This window comes from Streptomyces spirodelae, from assembly GCF_017676385.1.
GTDB lineage: Bacteria > Actinomycetota > Actinomycetes > Streptomycetales > Streptomycetaceae > Streptomyces > Streptomyces spirodelae.
Genome location: NZ_JAFFZN010000036.1, coordinates 1 through 14,463 on the forward strand (window position 1 = coordinate 1; position 14,463 = coordinate 14,463).

Annotated in this window: 13 protein-coding genes; 9 read left to right on the forward strand and 4 right to left on the reverse strand. The window is 72.1% G+C overall.

The annotated features are described in order from the left end of the window. Positions 1–23: 23 nt before the first annotated feature. Both JW592_RS29125 and JW592_RS29130 read right to left on the reverse strand, forming a co-directional pair. The gene (locus tag JW592_RS29125; protein ID WP_307805590.1) at positions 24–1,217 is read right to left on the reverse strand and encodes an MBL fold metallo-hydrolase; all 1,194 of its coding nucleotides are present in this window, start codon (positions 1,215–1,217) and stop codon (positions 24–26) included. Between the two features lie 251 nt (positions 1,218–1,468). Beyond that, the gene (locus JW592_RS29130) at positions 1,469–2,986 is read right to left on the reverse strand and encodes a SulP family inorganic anion transporter (protein ID WP_209268293.1); all 1,518 of its coding nucleotides are present in this window, start codon (positions 2,984–2,986) and stop codon (positions 1,469–1,471) included. Between the two features lie 610 nt (positions 2,987–3,596). On the opposite strand from JW592_RS29130, the gene JW592_RS29135 reads away from it, so the two are divergent. After that, on the forward strand, positions 3,597–4,001 hold the full coding sequence (locus JW592_RS29135) for a MerR family transcriptional regulator (RefSeq protein ID WP_209268248.1): 405 nt from the start codon (positions 3,597–3,599) through the stop codon (positions 3,999–4,001). Positions 4,002–4,094: 93 nt separating this feature from the next. Here JW592_RS29135 and JW592_RS29140 read toward each other — a convergent pair whose 3' ends face one another. Beyond that, the gene (locus JW592_RS29140; RefSeq protein WP_209268249.1) at positions 4,095–4,703 is read right to left on the reverse strand and encodes a TetR/AcrR family transcriptional regulator; all 609 of its coding nucleotides are present in this window, start codon (positions 4,701–4,703) and stop codon (positions 4,095–4,097) included. Between the two features lie 110 nt (positions 4,704–4,813). On the opposite strand from JW592_RS29140, the gene JW592_RS29145 reads away from it, so the two are divergent. Next, positions 4,814–6,283 (forward strand): MFS transporter, encoded by a 1,470-nt coding sequence (locus JW592_RS29145; RefSeq protein WP_209268250.1) that lies wholly within the window; start codon positions 4,814–4,816, stop codon positions 6,281–6,283. A gap of 119 nt (positions 6,284–6,402) precedes the next feature. On the opposite strand, the gene JW592_RS29150 is transcribed toward JW592_RS29145, so the two are convergent. Further along, the gene (locus JW592_RS29150; RefSeq protein WP_209268251.1) at positions 6,403–6,819 is read right to left on the reverse strand and encodes a Fur family transcriptional regulator; all 417 of its coding nucleotides are present in this window, start codon (positions 6,817–6,819) and stop codon (positions 6,403–6,405) included. A gap of 276 nt (positions 6,820–7,095) precedes the next feature. Here JW592_RS29150 and katG point away from each other — a divergent pair, with 276 nt between their 5' ends. The 7 genes from katG to JW592_RS29185 all read left to right on the forward strand — a co-directional run bounded on the left by katG (position 7,096) and on the right by JW592_RS29185 (position 14,413). Beyond that, the gene (gene katG / locus JW592_RS29155) at positions 7,096–9,321 is read left to right on the forward strand and encodes a catalase/peroxidase HPI (protein WP_209268252.1); all 2,226 of its coding nucleotides are present in this window, start codon (positions 7,096–7,098) and stop codon (positions 9,319–9,321) included. Between the two features lie 150 nt (positions 9,322–9,471). Beyond that, a complete protein-coding gene (locus JW592_RS29160) occupies positions 9,472–9,843 on the forward strand; it encodes an ArsR/SmtB family transcription factor (protein ID WP_209268253.1) in 372 nt (123 codons plus the stop codon). Positions 9,844–9,889: 46 nt separating this feature from the next. Beyond that, positions 9,890–10,405: a GNAT family N-acetyltransferase gene (locus JW592_RS29165; protein ID WP_307805591.1), complete on the forward strand. Its 516-nt coding sequence runs from the start codon at positions 9,890–9,892 to the stop codon at positions 10,403–10,405. A 269-nt stretch (positions 10,406–10,674) separates the two neighbouring features. Further along, positions 10,675–11,331: a class I SAM-dependent methyltransferase gene (locus tag JW592_RS29170; protein ID WP_209268254.1), complete on the forward strand. Its 657-nt coding sequence runs from the start codon at positions 10,675–10,677 to the stop codon at positions 11,329–11,331. 149 nt (positions 11,332–11,480) lie between these two features. After that, positions 11,481–12,149, forward strand: a complete 669-nt coding sequence (locus tag JW592_RS29175) for a response regulator (RefSeq protein WP_209268255.1) — start codon at positions 11,481–11,483, stop codon at positions 12,147–12,149. Continuing rightward, positions 12,146–13,384 carry a sensor histidine kinase gene (locus JW592_RS29180; RefSeq protein ID WP_209268256.1) on the forward strand — a complete coding sequence of 413 codons (1,239 nt, stop codon included), beginning with the start codon at positions 12,146–12,148 and terminating at the stop codon, positions 13,382–13,384. The genes JW592_RS29175 and JW592_RS29180 overlap by 4 nt, the downstream gene beginning before the upstream one ends. A 111-nt stretch (positions 13,385–13,495) precedes the next feature. Next, positions 13,496–14,413, forward strand: a complete 918-nt coding sequence (locus JW592_RS29185) for a phosphatase PAP2 family protein (protein ID WP_209268257.1) — start codon at positions 13,496–13,498, stop codon at positions 14,411–14,413. The last annotated feature ends 50 nt before the right edge of the window (positions 14,414–14,463 follow it).

Genomic DNA, 14,463 nt, shown 5'->3' on the forward strand with positions numbered 1-14,463 from the left:
GGTTGTTCGGCGGGGGGAGTACGTCACTCCGCCCGGAGGCCGGTTCCGTGTGCGTGCGCGGTGTCGCTCGACGCTTCCGCGTCGGCGAGCCTTCCGCGCAGCATGTGGTGCATCACCATCATGAACCGCTGGGTTCGCGGGCGGCCCAGCACGAACGGGTTCGGTCCGTCCGGATTGTTCCGTAGCTGCTCGGCACGTTCGAGGCCGTTGTCGTTGGGGTGGTTGGACAGTTCGACCTCCACGTCCGCCTGCCACATCCGGGCCCGGAAGGAGCGGATCGAGGCCAGATAGGTGCGCAGGTCGGAGGGGTCGGACGGGGGGTTGAGGCCGCCCCACAGCATGGCCGTACGGCGCTCGCGGCCCGACCACACCGGGAAGATCGGGGAGACGGTGCCCGGGGTGTGCCCCGGGGTGTGGTGCAGCCGGATCGTCGTGCCGCCGAGCGTGAGCCGTTGTCCGTCCCTGATGTCCAGGTCCCGCGCCGGGGCGTGCTCCGGGTCCTTGCGGGCGACGAGGTCCCAGTCGGCCGGTGCCATCAGTACGCGCGTTCCGTACTGCTCGGCGAGGTACCGCGCGCCGCCGTAGTGGTCGTCGTGGCCATGGGTGACGACGATGTACTTGATCGCCGCGTGATCGGCTCCCAGCGAGCGCAGGCCGGGGACGAGCACGGTCTCGGCCTCCTGCGCGGAGGTGAGCGCGTCGAGCAGGACGATGCCGTCGTCGGTCAGTATCGCCATGGCGGAGACCCAGCCCACGCTGAACATGGCCAGGTTGTCGAAGAGCTTCAGCGGCTCCGGCGCGGGCGGGCGGGGAACGGTGGCGCCGGGCGTCAGCGCCTTGACGAGGGTGCGCAGCACGTTGTCGTCCCCGGCCAGCCGGCGGGCACGGTCGTAGTGAACCTGCCCGCCCTCTCGGGCCGCGCCTCGTCCGATCGGCCGTCCTGTAGTGGCCGCAGCCGCGCTCGACGAGAGCAGAGGCAGCGAGCCGGCGCCGGCGGCGAGGGCGAGGGCGGCGATCCGCCCCAGCCCGCGCCTGGAGACAGCGGCCGCTCGCCGGTCGTGGCCGTGGCCGTGGACCAGGTCGGGGACCTGGTCATGGAGTGGGTCGGGGGTCTGGTCGTGGACCCCGTCGCGGAGCGGGTCGCGGAACGCGTCGTCGAGCGGGTCGTGCACCTGGTCCCGGTCCTGATCGGGGTCGTGGCGGGGCGCGTGCGTCACGGTGAGCCTCCTGGCCGTTCGGGAGATCCTTGGATGGGCCTGCAAGGGCGGAGAGCAGCCCTTCAGGTGTGCCTTGGCGTGTCCTCGCGTCCGGGCTCGCGCGCTGAGCGCCGGGTCAGTTGATCACGCCCACAGTGGCCAGGACGCCGCCTTGAGCCGGAAGGTTTCGCCTCCGACACCCCGGATCGACGGCAGCCACCACCGACCGCACTTCGAGCAAGTGGCGGACGGTGGCGGCCAGTTGCCGACGGTCAGTTGCCGACGGTCAGCTCACCGCTGAGCTTCCGGTGGATCTGGGCGCTGGGCTGGTTGAGACCGGTGATCTCGACGGTCTTGCCGCGCTGGGCGTACTTGGTCTCGATCGCGTCGAGGGCGGCGACGGAGGAGGCGTCCCAGATGTGGGCCGCGGTCAGGTCGATGACGACCCTGTCCGGGTCACCCGCGTAATCGAACTGGGTCACAAGGTCGTTGGAGGACGCGAAGAAGAGTTCACCGGTGACGGAGTAGACCACACTGCTGCCGTCGGGATCGGTCACCGAGGTGACCTCAGCGAGGTGGGCGACGCGTTTGGCGAAGACGACCACGGCGGTGAGGGTGCCGACGACCACGCCGATGGCGAGGTTGTGGGTGGCGACCACGACCGCGACGGTGACGACCATGACCGTGATCTCCCCGGCGGGCATCCGCCGCAGGGTCTTGGGCGCGACGGAGTGCCAGTCGAACGTCGCGAACGACACCATCACCATCACGGCAACCAGCGCTGCCATCGGGATGTCGGAGACGACCGGGCCGAAGACGATGCACAACGCCATGAGGAACGCGCCGGCCAGGAAGGTGGACAGCCGGGTGCGGGCGCCGGACACCCGTACGTTGATCATCGTCTGACCGATCATGGCGCAGCCGCCCATGCCGCCGAAGAACCCGGTGACGATGTTGGCGACGCCCTGGCCGATGGACTCGCGGGTCTTGGACGAGCGGGTGTCGGTGATGTCGTCGACGAGCTTCGCGGTCATCAGGGACTCCATCAGACCGACGAGCGCCATGGCGAGCGCGTACGGCGCGACGGTGGTCAGCGTCTCCAAGGTGAACGGCACGTCGGGGAGGCCGGGGACGGGGAGGGACGAGGGCAGCTCGCCCTTGTCGCCGACGGTCGGCACCGCGATCCCGGCGGCGACCGTGATCACCGTGAGGACGACGATGGAGACCAGCGGCGCCGGGATCACCTTGGTGACCTTCGGGAAGAACACCATGAGGGCGAGGCCGCCCGCGATCAGCGGGTAGACGGGCCAGGGCACGTCGTGCATCTCCGGCACCTGGGCCAGGAAGATCAGGATGGCGAGCGCGTTGACGAAGCCGACCATCACCGAACGCGGCACGAACCGCATCAGCTTGGCCACGCCCAGGGCGCCGAGAACGATCTGGAACGCTCCGGCGAGGATGACAGCGGCGATCAGATAGCCCAGCCCGTGCTCGCGGTTGAGCGGGGCGATCACCAGGGCGACGGCGCCGGTCGCCGCCGAGATCATCGCCGGACGGCCGCCGACGATCGCGATGGTCACGGCCATCGTGAAGGAGGCGAACAGGCCGATGGCCGGGTCGACACCGGCGATGATCGAGAAGGAGATGGCCTCGGGTATCAGGGCCAGCGCCACGACGAGTCCGCCGAGGATCTCGGTGCGCCAGACCCGGGGATCGGACAGCCAGTCGGGCTTGAGGCCGCGCAGCCGGGCGGTGGCAGAGGACGGGGTGGAAGAAGAGGTGAGGGACAAGAGGGTGACGTACCTGTCGCGTTCGGGCACACCCGGCACATCTTGGGGGCTCGGGTCTCGGGTCTCGGACCTCGGGCCTCGGGTGCGCGGGGGTGCGGGGGTGCGGATGGGGGGCTGATGAGGGGGACGGACGGGGGCGGATGCGGGGCAGGCGAGGGGGTGAGGGCCGGGCGGACGTCCGGCCGGGTGGCCCTCGGCTGGCCACCGTGGCGGCGGAGGCCGCACCGTCCCCGGAGAGCGGCGGCCACATGCGGAACCCGCGAGGCCGCTCACGGGGCGGAACCCGCGAGGCCGCTCACGGGGCGGAGCCCGCGAGGCCGCTCCTCAGGGGCGGACGGTCACGGTGGGCAGGCGGCGGCGCCGGACGCCAGGGGCATGCGCACGCTCTCTCCTGCGGATTCGTCATTCGCCGGGGGCGTCGTCGGCCCCGGTACGGCAGAGAAGCACGGGAGATGTCCCGCACAATGGAGGCCACGGCACACAGGCCGAACCCCGGCACTCAGCAACTCTACCCTAACGTTACGGTAGAGATCGTGGCGCGCACCGTACTGCGGGACGGCGGTGGCGGCCGTGGAGCGGTGGCGGCCGTAGAGGAGAGGAAGGCGGGCGCGTGGGCGGCGAGCACATGCAGATCGGCGAGGTCGCGGCGCGGACCGAACTGTCGCTGCGCACGATCCGGCACTACGAGGAGACCGGCCTGGTCACCCCGTCCGCCCGCTCCCAGGGCGGCTTCCGCCTCTACACCGAGGCCGATGTCGCCCGGCTGATGGTCATCCGCCGTATGAAGCCCCTCGGTTTCAGCCTGGACGAGATGCGGGACCTGCTCGCCGCAACCGACCGCCTCGACTCCGGCGACGAGCTGTCCGCATCCGAGCGCGCGGAACTGCTGGAGCGCATCCGGGGTTTCGAAGCGGCCGCGCAGCGGCGGGTGGCGGATCTGCGGACCCAGCTGGCACGCGCCGAGGAGTTCGCGGCCACGCTGCGGGAGCGCCTCCCGCGCGACGCTGCCGTCTGAGCCTTCCGGGCCTGGGTCGGGCCGGCTCAGCCTCTCGGGGCCAGGCTCTGAGCCTGCCCGGGCCTGGGTCGGGCCGGGCCGGGCCAGGCCCGTTCATTCACCGGGGTCGAAGAGGCGGTCGAGGTGGGCGTGCAGGATGCGGGTGGCGGCCTCGGCACCCCGCTGGCCGACCAGGACGCTGGTGCCCAGGCCATGGGCGAGGGTCAGCAGATGTGCGGCTTCCGTCGCGGCGTCCCATGACCGGTCGGCGGCGCTCTCGTCCCTGGCCTGCTGGAGTACGGCGGTCAGTTGCCGCTCCAGGCGGTTGGGCCCCTCCACGAAGGGCTGGGCGGCCAGTTCGGGGTCGGTCATGGCCAGGACCGCGTACGAGGTCCACACCAGATGGAAGGCCCGGCTTTCCTCGTCGGTGGGGAGGGCCTCGGCGAGGAAGGTCTCGACGAAGACCTGCGGGGTCACCGGCTGCGGCAGTCGGGCCAGGCGCGCTGACCAGCGGGCGTGACTCTGCTGCTCCAGTCGTTCCAGCGCGGCGTGCATCAGCTGCGCCTTGGTGTCGAAGTAGTACTGCACCAGGTTGAGGGACATGCCCGCCTCGGCGGCGACGGCGCGCATCGTCACCGCGTGCAGCCCCTCGGCCGCAGCCACCCGGACCAGCGCCTCGATGATGTGCGCCCGCCGCTGCCCGTGATCGACCCGCTTCGGCACGGCCCCTCCTTCCTCTCCCTCTGTCTCATTCATCGGCGATGGATTTTCATGGTACCGCTGTACGATGAAAAATCGGAGGACGGCACCGGCCGCAGGAGAGCAGGTGAGGCATGGGACACAGCGAAGCAGCCGACGCAGAGGGCGCCGGAGTCCCCGACGCCGACAGCCGGCCGAGCGCTCAGCCGGCGGACGGCGCGGCGGGGCAGCGCCGGGCGGCGCCGACCGTCTTGTGGCTGGCCTGCGCGGCGCAGTTCATGGTCGTACTCGACGTCTCCGTGGTGAACGTCGCGCTGCCCTCCATCAAGGCGGCGCTGGGTTTCGACGCGGCGGGGCTGCAGTGGGTGGTCGGCGGATACGCGCTGGTCTTCGCCGGGTTTCTGCTGCTGGGCGGCCGGCTGGCCGACCTGTACGGGCGCCGCCGGGTCTTCGTATGGGGGCTGGTGCTGTTCAGCGCCTCCAGCCTCGTGGGCGGACTCGCCACCGCTCCGGGGCTGTTGGTCGCGATGCGGGCCGTGCAGGGGCTGGGTGCCGCCGTGCTGGCCCCGGCCACACTCACGGTGCTGACCACCACGTTCGCCGAAGGGCAGGCGCGCACCCGGGCGTTGGCGGTCTGGACCGCTGTGAGCTCAGCAGGGGGCGCAGCGGGCAACGTGATCGGCGGGGTGCTCACCGAGTCGCTGTCCTGGCGGTGGATTCTGCTGATCAACGTCCCCATCGGCGCGGCGGCCGTACTCGCCGCCGTCCGGCTGCTGCCCCCCGACCGCTCCCCCGAGGCCGCGCCGAGGACGCGGCTCGACCTGCCGGGCGCGGTGCTGGCGACGGTGGGCGTGGGTGCGCTCGTCCACGGCGTCACCCAGGTGGAGAAGCACGGCTGGAGCGGGCCGGCCGCCGCTTCGGGACCGCTGCTCGGACTTGTGGCGCTGGCGGCCTTCGCCGTGACCGAAGTCCGCTACGCCGCCGACCCGTTGCTGCCGCCACGGCTGGTACGGATGCGGCCGGTGTGGGCGGGGAACGCGGTGATGCTGCTGGCCGGGGCCTGCTTCATCCCCATGTGGTACTTCCTGTCGCTCTGTATGCAGGACCTTCTGGGCTATGGCGCGCTGGCCACCGGAGTGGGCTTTCTGCCCCACACCCTGGTCGGCATCGCGGCAGCGCGCCTGGCACCCGCCGTCATGCGCGGTACCGGCTCACGGAATCTGATCGCGGGCAGTGCGCTGCTGTCGGCACTCGGCTTTCTGTGGCAGAGCCGGATCGGCGCGGAGAGCGGCTACCTGGACGGGCTGCTCGGTCCCGCGGTCGTGATGTCGGCCGGGATGGGTCTGCTGATCACGCCCCTCACCGCAACCGTCACCTCGGGCGTCCCCGAGCGGGACGCGGGAGCGGCCTCGGGGCTGATGAACACCACCCGGCAGACGGGCGGCGTCCTCGGCCTCGCCGTCCTGGTCGGCCTGGCCGCCTCGGCGGGCAGTACGGCCGCCTCGTACCGGACGGCGTTCACAGCCATCGCGGCCGCGTGCGCGGGTGTCGCAGCCCTGGCCCTGGCGCTGCCCGCACCGCAAACGCGCACTCGCCGCAGGTGACGGGCCCCGGCGCAGAGCCCACAGGTGTCCTGCGGCCCCTGTCCAGGAAGAGGCGCTCTTCCCGGAACCGGTGGCCTCATGAACGATGGGGGCCCGCTCCCGGGCGAGGCCGGGCCGGTTCAGGCGGAGGCGCAGTCGGGGCACAGGCCCCGGTAGGTGACCTCGACGTCGGAGACGGTGAAGCCGAACCGCTCGGTGGCGGGCAGATCGGCCAGGGGGTCGCCGAGAGGGTGGACGTCACGGATGGTGCCGCAGCGCGAGCAGAGCAGGTGGTGGTGGGGCCGGTGCGCGTTGGGGTCGTAGCGCTTGGCGCGGTCGTCGGTGGCCACCTCCAGCACCTCGCCGAGCGAGACGAGTTCGCCGAGGGCGTTGTAGACGGTCGCGCGGGAGATCTCGGGCAGCTTGGCGCTGGCCCGGGTGAACACCTCGTCGGCGGTGAGGTGGACGTGTTCGCCGTCGAGCACCTCGGCGACGACCCGGCGCTGGGCGGTCATCCGCCAGCCGCGTCCGCGAAGCCGTTCCAGCAGGTCACTCATGACCACCAGCCTAACCATCGTCTGCGGGAGAAAAATCCTACGAGTCTGGTTCCCGTATTGACTTGGACTTAGTCCATCGTAGGATCGGTTCCAGCGGCAGCCAAGGGGCAGGACACGGCAGGAAATACATGTGGCGGTTCAGCAGGCGGGCCCGTTCACGACGAATCCGCAATCCGGCCGGCGAGGCGATTGCCTTCGCCGGAGCCTGCGCCCCGGCTGTGTCCACCGCTGGCATATTCCTGAGCACCGTGATCCGCCCAGTCCGGAAGGATTCCCATGACTGAGAACCATGAGGCGATCGTCGCAGACGCAAAAACGGAGGACACAGAGGGCAGCTGCCCGGTCGCGCACGGACGTGCCCTGCACCCGACCCAGGGCGGCGGAAACCGCCAGTGGTGGCCGGAGCGGCTCAATCTGAAGATCCTCGCCAAGAACCCGGCCGTGGCCAACCCGCTCGGCGAGGACTTCGACTACGCCGAGGCGTTCAAGTCCCTCGACCTGGCGGCCGTGAAGCGGGACATCGCCGAGGTGCTGACCACCTCGCAGGACTGGTGGCCGGCCGACTTCGGCCACTACGGCCCGCTCATGATCCGGATGGCCTGGCACAGCGCCGGTACGTACCGCATCAGCGACGGCCGCGGTGGCGCGGGCGCCGGTCAGCAGCGGTTCGCGCCGCTCAACAGCTGGCCGGACAACGCGAGCCTGGACAAGGCACGCCGCCTGCTGTGGCCGGTCAAGAAGAAGTACGGCCAGAACATCTCCTGGGCCGACCTGATGGTTCTCACCGGCAACGTCGCGCTGGAGACGATGGGCTTCGAGCCCTTCGGCTTCGCGGGCGGCCGTGAGGACGTGTGGGAGCCCGAGGAGGACGTGTACTGGGGCCCCGAGACCGAGTGGCTGGGCGACGAGCGCTACAGCGGCGACCGCGAGCTGGAGAACCCGCTCGGCGCGGTCCAGATGGGCCTCATCTACGTCAACCCCGAGGGCCCCAACGGCAACCCTGACCCGATCGCCGCGGCGCGCGACATCCGGGAGACGTTCCGCCGGATGGCGATGAACGACGAGGAGACCGTCGCGCTCATCGCCGGCGGCCACACCTTCGGCAAGACCCACGGTGCCGGCCCGGCGGACAACGTCGGCCCGGACCCCGAGGCGGCCCCGATGGAGCAGCTGGGCCTCGGCTGGAAGAGCACGCACGGCACGGGCGTCGGCAAGGACGCCATCACCTCCGGCTTGGAGGTGACCTGGACCAGCACCCCGACGCAGTGGAGCAACGGGTTCTTCAAGAACCTGTTCGAGTACGAGTACGAGCTCACCAAGAGCCCGGCCGGCGCCAACCAGTGGGTCGCCAAGGACGCACCGGAGACCGTCCCGGACGCCTTCGACCCGGACAAGAAGCACCGCCCGACGATGCTCACCACCGACCTCGCGCTGCGCTTCGACCCGGTGTACGAGCCGATCTCGCGCCGCTTCTACGAGAACCCCGAGGAATTCGCCGACGCGTTCGCCCGGGCGTGGTACAAGCTCACCCACCGCGACATGGGCCCCAAGTCGCTCTACCTCGGCCCGGAGGTCCCCGAGGAGACCCTGCTGTGGCAGGACCCGCTGCCCGAGGCGGAGGGCGAGGTCATCGACGCCGCGGACATCGCGGCTCTCAAGGCCAAGCTCCTGGAGACGGAGCTGTCCGTCTCGCAGCTGGTCACCACCGCGTGGGCCTCCGCCTCCACCTTCCGCGGCAGCGACAAGCGCGGTGGGGCCAACGGCGCCCGCATCCGCCTGGAGCCGCAGCGGGGCTGGGAGGTCAACAACCCGGACGAGCTGGCGACGGTGCTGCGCACGCTGGAGGGCGTCCAGCAGGAGTTCAACTCCGCCGCCTCCGGCAAGAAGGTCTCGCTGGCCGACCTGATCGTGCTCGGCGGCTGCGCGGCCGTCGAGAAGGCGGCCAAGGACGCCGGCCACGACATCGAGGTGCCGTTCACGCCCGGCCGGGTCGACGCGGGTGACGAGCACACCGACGCGGAGTCGTTCGCCGCGCTGGAGCCGACAGCCGACGGGTTCCGCAACTACATCGGCAAGGGCAACCGGCTGCCGGGCGAATACCTGCTGCTCGACAAGGCGAACCTGCTCACGCTGAGCGCCCCGGAGATGACGGTCCTCGTCGGCGGGCTGCGCGTCCTGGGCGCGAACCACGACAAGTCGAAGCACGGTGTCCTCACCGAGACGCCGGGCCGGCTGACCAACGACTTCTTCGCCAACCTGCTCGACCTGGGCACGACGTGGAAGGCGACCGCCGAGGACGCCAGCGCGTTCGAGGGCCGCGACGCCGCCACCGGTGCGGTCAAGTGGACCGGCACCCGCGCGGACCTGGTCTTCGGCTCGAACTCCGAGCTGCGCGCGCTGGCCGAGGTCTACGCCTCCGACGACGCGAAGGAGAAGTTCGTCAGCGACTTCGTGGCGGCGTGGGACAAGGTGATGAACCTCGACCGGTTCGACCTCGCCTGAGCGCGAGCTCCCGTCCATGAGGGCCCCACCGCCTCGGCGGTGGGGCCCTCGTCGTCCGTGGCGCGGCCGCCCGACCGCCGCCACCCGGCGGCCCGACCGCCCGCGCCACAACACTGGCCGCATTGGTTCGACGTATGTCAACATAGATGTATGTCGAACATCGAGCTGCTGCCGATGGCCGAGCCCGACAGCTCGGACGTGGCGCCGTGCTGCCCGCCCCTGACCGAGCGGCCCTTCACCGTCGAGGAGGCGGAGACCGCGGCGCCGATGTTCAAGGCACTGGGCGATCCCGTGCGCCTGCGGCTGTTCTCCGCCGTCGCCTCCCACGAGGGCGGCGAGGCGTGCGTATGCGACATCGCCGACGTCGGCGTCTCCCAGCCCACCGTCTCGCACCACCTCAAGAAGCTCAGGGAAGCGGGACTGCTGACCTCCGAGCGGCGCGGCACCTGGGTCTACTACCGCGTGGAGCCCTCCGTACTCGCCGCCATGGGCCGCCTGCTCGCCCCACCGCACACGAGCTGACACGACCACACGTCGACCACCCACCACGCGACGGCCAGGGGGCACCGTGACCAGTGCGACGAGAACGACCGAGGCGGTGGTCGTTCCGCTGCGGCCCGAGCACGCCGGGCAGGTCCTGGCGATCTACCAGGCAGGCATCGACGAGGGGAACGCCACCTTCGAGACCGAGGCACCGAGCTGGGAGTCCTTCGACGCCGCCAAGCTGCCCGAGCACCGCTTCGTGGCGCTGGACGAAGACCGGACGGTGACCGGCTGGATCGCGGCGTCCCGGGTCTCCGACCGGTGCGCCTACGCGGGGGTGGTCGAGCACTCCGTCTACGTCCACCCGCGCGCCCGCGGGCGCGGCACCGCCGCCGCCCTGCTGGCAGCCCTCATCGACTCCACGGAGGCGGCCGGGATCTGGACCATCCAGTCCGGCGTCTTCCCCGAGAACACCGCCAGCCTCGCCGTCCACCGGCGCGCCGGATTCAGGACCATCGGCGTCCGCGAGCGTATCGGCCGCCACCACGACCGCTGGCGCGATGTCGTCCTGATCGAACGCCGCAGCGCGGCAGTCACCTGACCGCGGACCGACCCACCGTCCCGGCCCGCGGTCAGGACACCGTGCCCGGGACCCGGGATACGGGCACGGGCACGAGCACGGGATACGGAACCCGGGACACGGGAGATGGAACGCCGTCCTTGCCCGGGGCGCGCGCCGGTGCTCGACTACGTAGCCGCGGGAGAGCCGGACGGCGCCCCGCGCCCCGCGCCCCCGCGTACGCCAAGGACCGACGTACGCGGACGCACCGACGTACGCAGGCGTACACCGACGCGCTCAGGAGGCGGCCCATGGACCCCGACACCGCACCGCCCGGCCGGCGGGAACTGCAGCACCCGCGCTTCGCCCGCCAGTACCTCGGCATCGCGGCCGAGATGGACCGCCGCGGTGGCACCGCGCACCGGCGGCAGCTGCTCGAAGGGGTGAGCGGGCGGGTCCTGGAAGTAGGTGCCGGTCAGGGGCGCAACTTCGCGCACTACCCGAGGACGGTCACCGACCTCGTCGCCCTCGAACCCGAGGACACCCTGCGGGCCGCAGCGCGGCGGGCGGCCGCCGAAGCGCGGGTGCCGGTCACGGTCGTCGCAGGACAGGCCGGTGAGCTGCCCGCCGGGGACGGGACGTTGGACGCCGTCGTCTTCTCCCTCGTGCTGTGCAGCGTCTCAGAGCCGGAGGCCGCCCTCGCGGAAGCGGCCCGGGTGCTGCGCCCAGGCGGGCAACTCCGCTTCTACGAGCACGTACGGTCACTGCGCCGGCTCGGCGGACTGCTGCAGGACGCCATCACGCCGCTGTGGGCACTGGCGGGCGGCGGCTGCCACCCCAACCGGGACACCGTGGCGACGATCCGGTCGGCCGGATTCACGGTGGACCGATCCGACCGGTTCGGCTTCGCACCCGTCGCCTTCATGCCGCCCCTCGCCCATGTGATCGGTCTCGCGACCAAGGAGTGACGCCCCCGCCGACCGGCGGGGTGGCCCCGGACGCGATCTCCTCTCCAGGTCGCAGCGGCCCGCCGCCCACACTGCCGTAGCCTCTCCGGAGGGGCGGGAGGAGTTGGTCCGGGAGGGAGCAGCAGGCACAGCAGGCAAGGAGCGCGACGGTGATCCGAGTCGTGGTCGTGGACGACGAGGAGCTGGTGCGCTCAGGGCTGCGGCTGATCCTGGGGACGGCACCGGACATCGAGGTGGTCGCCGACTGCGGGGGCGGCGCAGCCGTCGACACCGTACGGGCGCACCGGCCGGACGTGCTGCTCCTGGACATCCGGATGCCGGATGTGGACGGGCTGACCGTGCTGCGCGAGCTGAGCTCGGTGCCGGACGCGCCGCGCACCGCGATGCTGACGACGTTCGACGCGGAGGAGTATCTGGGCGCCGCGCTGCACGCGGGCGCCGCGGGCTTCCTCCTCAAGGACACCGCTCCGGATCAACTTGTGCACGCCGTACGGGTGCTGGCGGACGGCGGCCGGGTGCTGGCGCCCGGCGTGACGCCCACCGTGATCGGCGGCTATCTGGGCGGCAGGCCGGACGGGGACGCCGAGCGCCGGGTCGCCTCGCTGACCGACCGCGAGCGGCAGGTGCTCGCCCTGGTCGGCGAGGGGCTGTCCAACGTGGATATCGCGGGCCGGCTGCGCCTGGCGCACGGCACGGTCAAGGACCACGTCAGCGCGCTGCTGGCGAAGCTGGGCGGCCTCAACCGGGTACAGGCGGCCGTCGTCGCCGACCGGGCCGGGCTGGTGCGGCGCTGCCACTCCCCCGACACCGCCCCGTGAGCCCCACGACCGACCCGGCCCCGGCGTACCGCCGGCTGCCGGGCACCGCCGCGCTCCGTCGGCGGGTGCTCGCCCTCGTCCTCCCGGTGGCGCTCGGTCTCACCGACGCGTTCCTGGTCAACGGCGTCAGCCCCGGCCTGGAGCTGGCCGTCTCGGTCGCGGCGGCGCTCGCGCTGCTGGTGCGGCGCCGCCTGCCGGTCCTCGCACTCGTGGTGACGCTGCTGGGGATGTACATCGGCTACATATGGTTCGCGCCGATGATCGCCCTCTACTCGCTCGCCTCCCGGCGCCCCAGCAACGCACTCGCGGCGGTGGGCGCGGTGGCGCTGGCCGTGGCGCACTACGTCCCCTATCCCCTCGACGGCTTCGCACCGTCGGCCGACCGCTCCGACCTCCTCGACATGCTGGACTCGTGCGTCCAGAGCGTGACACCCGTGGTGTTCGGACGCTGGACCCGCACCAGGCGGCAACTGGCCGAGCGCGTAAGGGAACTCACCGAGAGCCGGCACCGGGAGGCGGAGCTGCTGGCCGAGCGGGCGTTGAGCACCGAGCGGGCGCGGCTCGCCCGGGAGATGCACGACGTGGTGGCGCACCAGGTCAGCCTGATAAGCGTGCAGGCGGGCGCCCTGCAGATGACGTGCCGCCAGGACAGCACCCGGGAGCTGGCGCGCACCGTGCGCGAACTCGCCGTCAAGACGCTGACGGAGCTGCGGCACATGGTCGGCACCCTGCGATCCGGCGGCGGTCCCGGCGTCGGGCCGGCCCCGCAGCCCCGGCTGGCCGACCTGCCCGCGCTCGTCCAGCAGAGCGGGCTGGACGTGACGCTCGACCTGGCCCCCGAACCGACCCCCGAACCGACCCCCGAACCGGCCCCGGACGCGGGCCCTGACGCGGCCCGCGACCCGGGGCTCCCCTCCGCGCTGCCGGAGGCCGTCGAACGCGCTGCGTACCGCACGGTCCAAGAGGCGCTGACGAACGTGCGCAAGCACGCGCCCGGCGCCCGAGTCCTGGTGACGGTGGGGATACGCGACGCGGGGACGGCCGACGAGCGACTGACCGTCGAGGTCCGCAACGGCCCGCCCGCGGCGCCGCCCGAGTCGCAGGCGTATCCGGAGGGCGGCCATGGCCTGCTGGGGCTGCGCGAACGGGCGCTGCTGCTCGGCGGCGCCTGCCACGCGGGGCCGACCGAGGACAACGGCTTCCTGCTGACGGCGGCGTTCCCCACGGCCTGCTGACGGTGGCCCAGCCGACTGGCCGCCACCCGCCCGGCGCGCCCGGCTCGCACACCCCGCCGGTCGCGGCTCTACTGAGGGCACGAGTCTCGTGCAGCCGTAAGGAGCTCATCGATGAGCGGGCAGTCGCCCCTGGAGCCGGCCGAAGCCGTGGTCGGCCAAACCGCCGAAGCCGTGGTCGGACAGACCCCCGAAGCCCTGGTCGGCCAGACCGCCGAAGCCCCCGAAGCAGCCCGCACCGAAGCAGCCGGTGGTGCCCCCGCGGCAGCCGAACCCGTCGACCCCAGGCGGCTGCTGAAGCGCCTGGCACCGGTCCCGGTGCCGGTTCCCCCGGGGAGCGAGACGCGGCCGCGGCGCGCACCGGACGGGCCACTGGAGCGGTCCGCACGGACGGGGGCACTGCCGTGGGGAGCGGCTCTACTGGCCAGCCTGCTGCTGTTCGCCGTCATCTCCTTCGCGGTGTGCGTGACCGGCGCGGGCTTCGTCGACCGGCCGGTGCTGAACGCGGCGGTACAGCACCGGCAGGCAGCGCTGGACGGGCCGCTGACCTACGTCTCGCACGCCTCGAACGGCCCGCTGCTCGTCTGCGCTGTGCTGCTGGCCCTGTGGCTGTCGTGGCGGGACGCGTCGTGGCGGCCCCTGCTGCTGGTCGGCGGCGTAGGCGCACTGTCCATCGTGGCGGCGACCGTCGCCAAGGAGCTGTCCGACCGGGCCCGGCCGCCCGCCAGGCTGTGGGAGATCTCCGAGAGCGGCTTCTGCTACCCCTCCCGGCACACGGTGGTCGCCACCGCCGTGCTGCTCGGACTGGCCTACGTCCTCGCCGCCCGGATCGCCTCCCGCGCGGCACGGGCAGCGCTGTGGACCGGTGCCGTCGTGCTCAGCCTGCTGGCCGGGGCCAGCCGCGTCTACCTCGGGGTGCACTGGCCCACCGACGTGCTCGCGGGGCTTACTCTGGGCGCTGCGGTCATGCTGGTGGTCGTCGTGGTGCATGTGTTGTGTGCCACGCGCGGCGCCCGCCGGGTCGCGCGCTGAGTCCCGTGTGTCCCGTACGGCATTGGGCACTCCGCCTGTGACGTACGACG

Excerpts from the sequence above, each read along its gene's own strand:
- JW592_RS29145 (WP_209268250.1), top strand. The coding sequence starts at position 4,814 with ATGGGACACAGCGAAGCAGCCGACGCAGAGGGCGCCGGAGTCCCCGAC.
- JW592_RS29150 (WP_209268251.1), bottom strand. The coding sequence starts at position 6,819 with ATGAGTGACCTGCTGGAACGGCTTCGCGGACGCGGCTGGCGGATGACC.
- katG (WP_209268252.1), top strand. The coding sequence starts at position 7,096 with ATGACTGAGAACCATGAGGCGATCGTCGCAGACGCAAAAACGGAGGAC.
- JW592_RS29160 (WP_209268253.1), top strand. The coding sequence starts at position 9,472 with ATGTCGAACATCGAGCTGCTGCCGATGGCCGAGCCCGACAGCTCGGAC.
- JW592_RS29170 (WP_209268254.1), top strand. The coding sequence starts at position 10,675 with ATGGACCCCGACACCGCACCGCCCGGCCGGCGGGAACTGCAGCACCCG.
- JW592_RS29185 (WP_209268257.1), top strand. The coding sequence starts at position 13,496 with ATGAGCGGGCAGTCGCCCCTGGAGCCGGCCGAAGCCGTGGTCGGCCAA.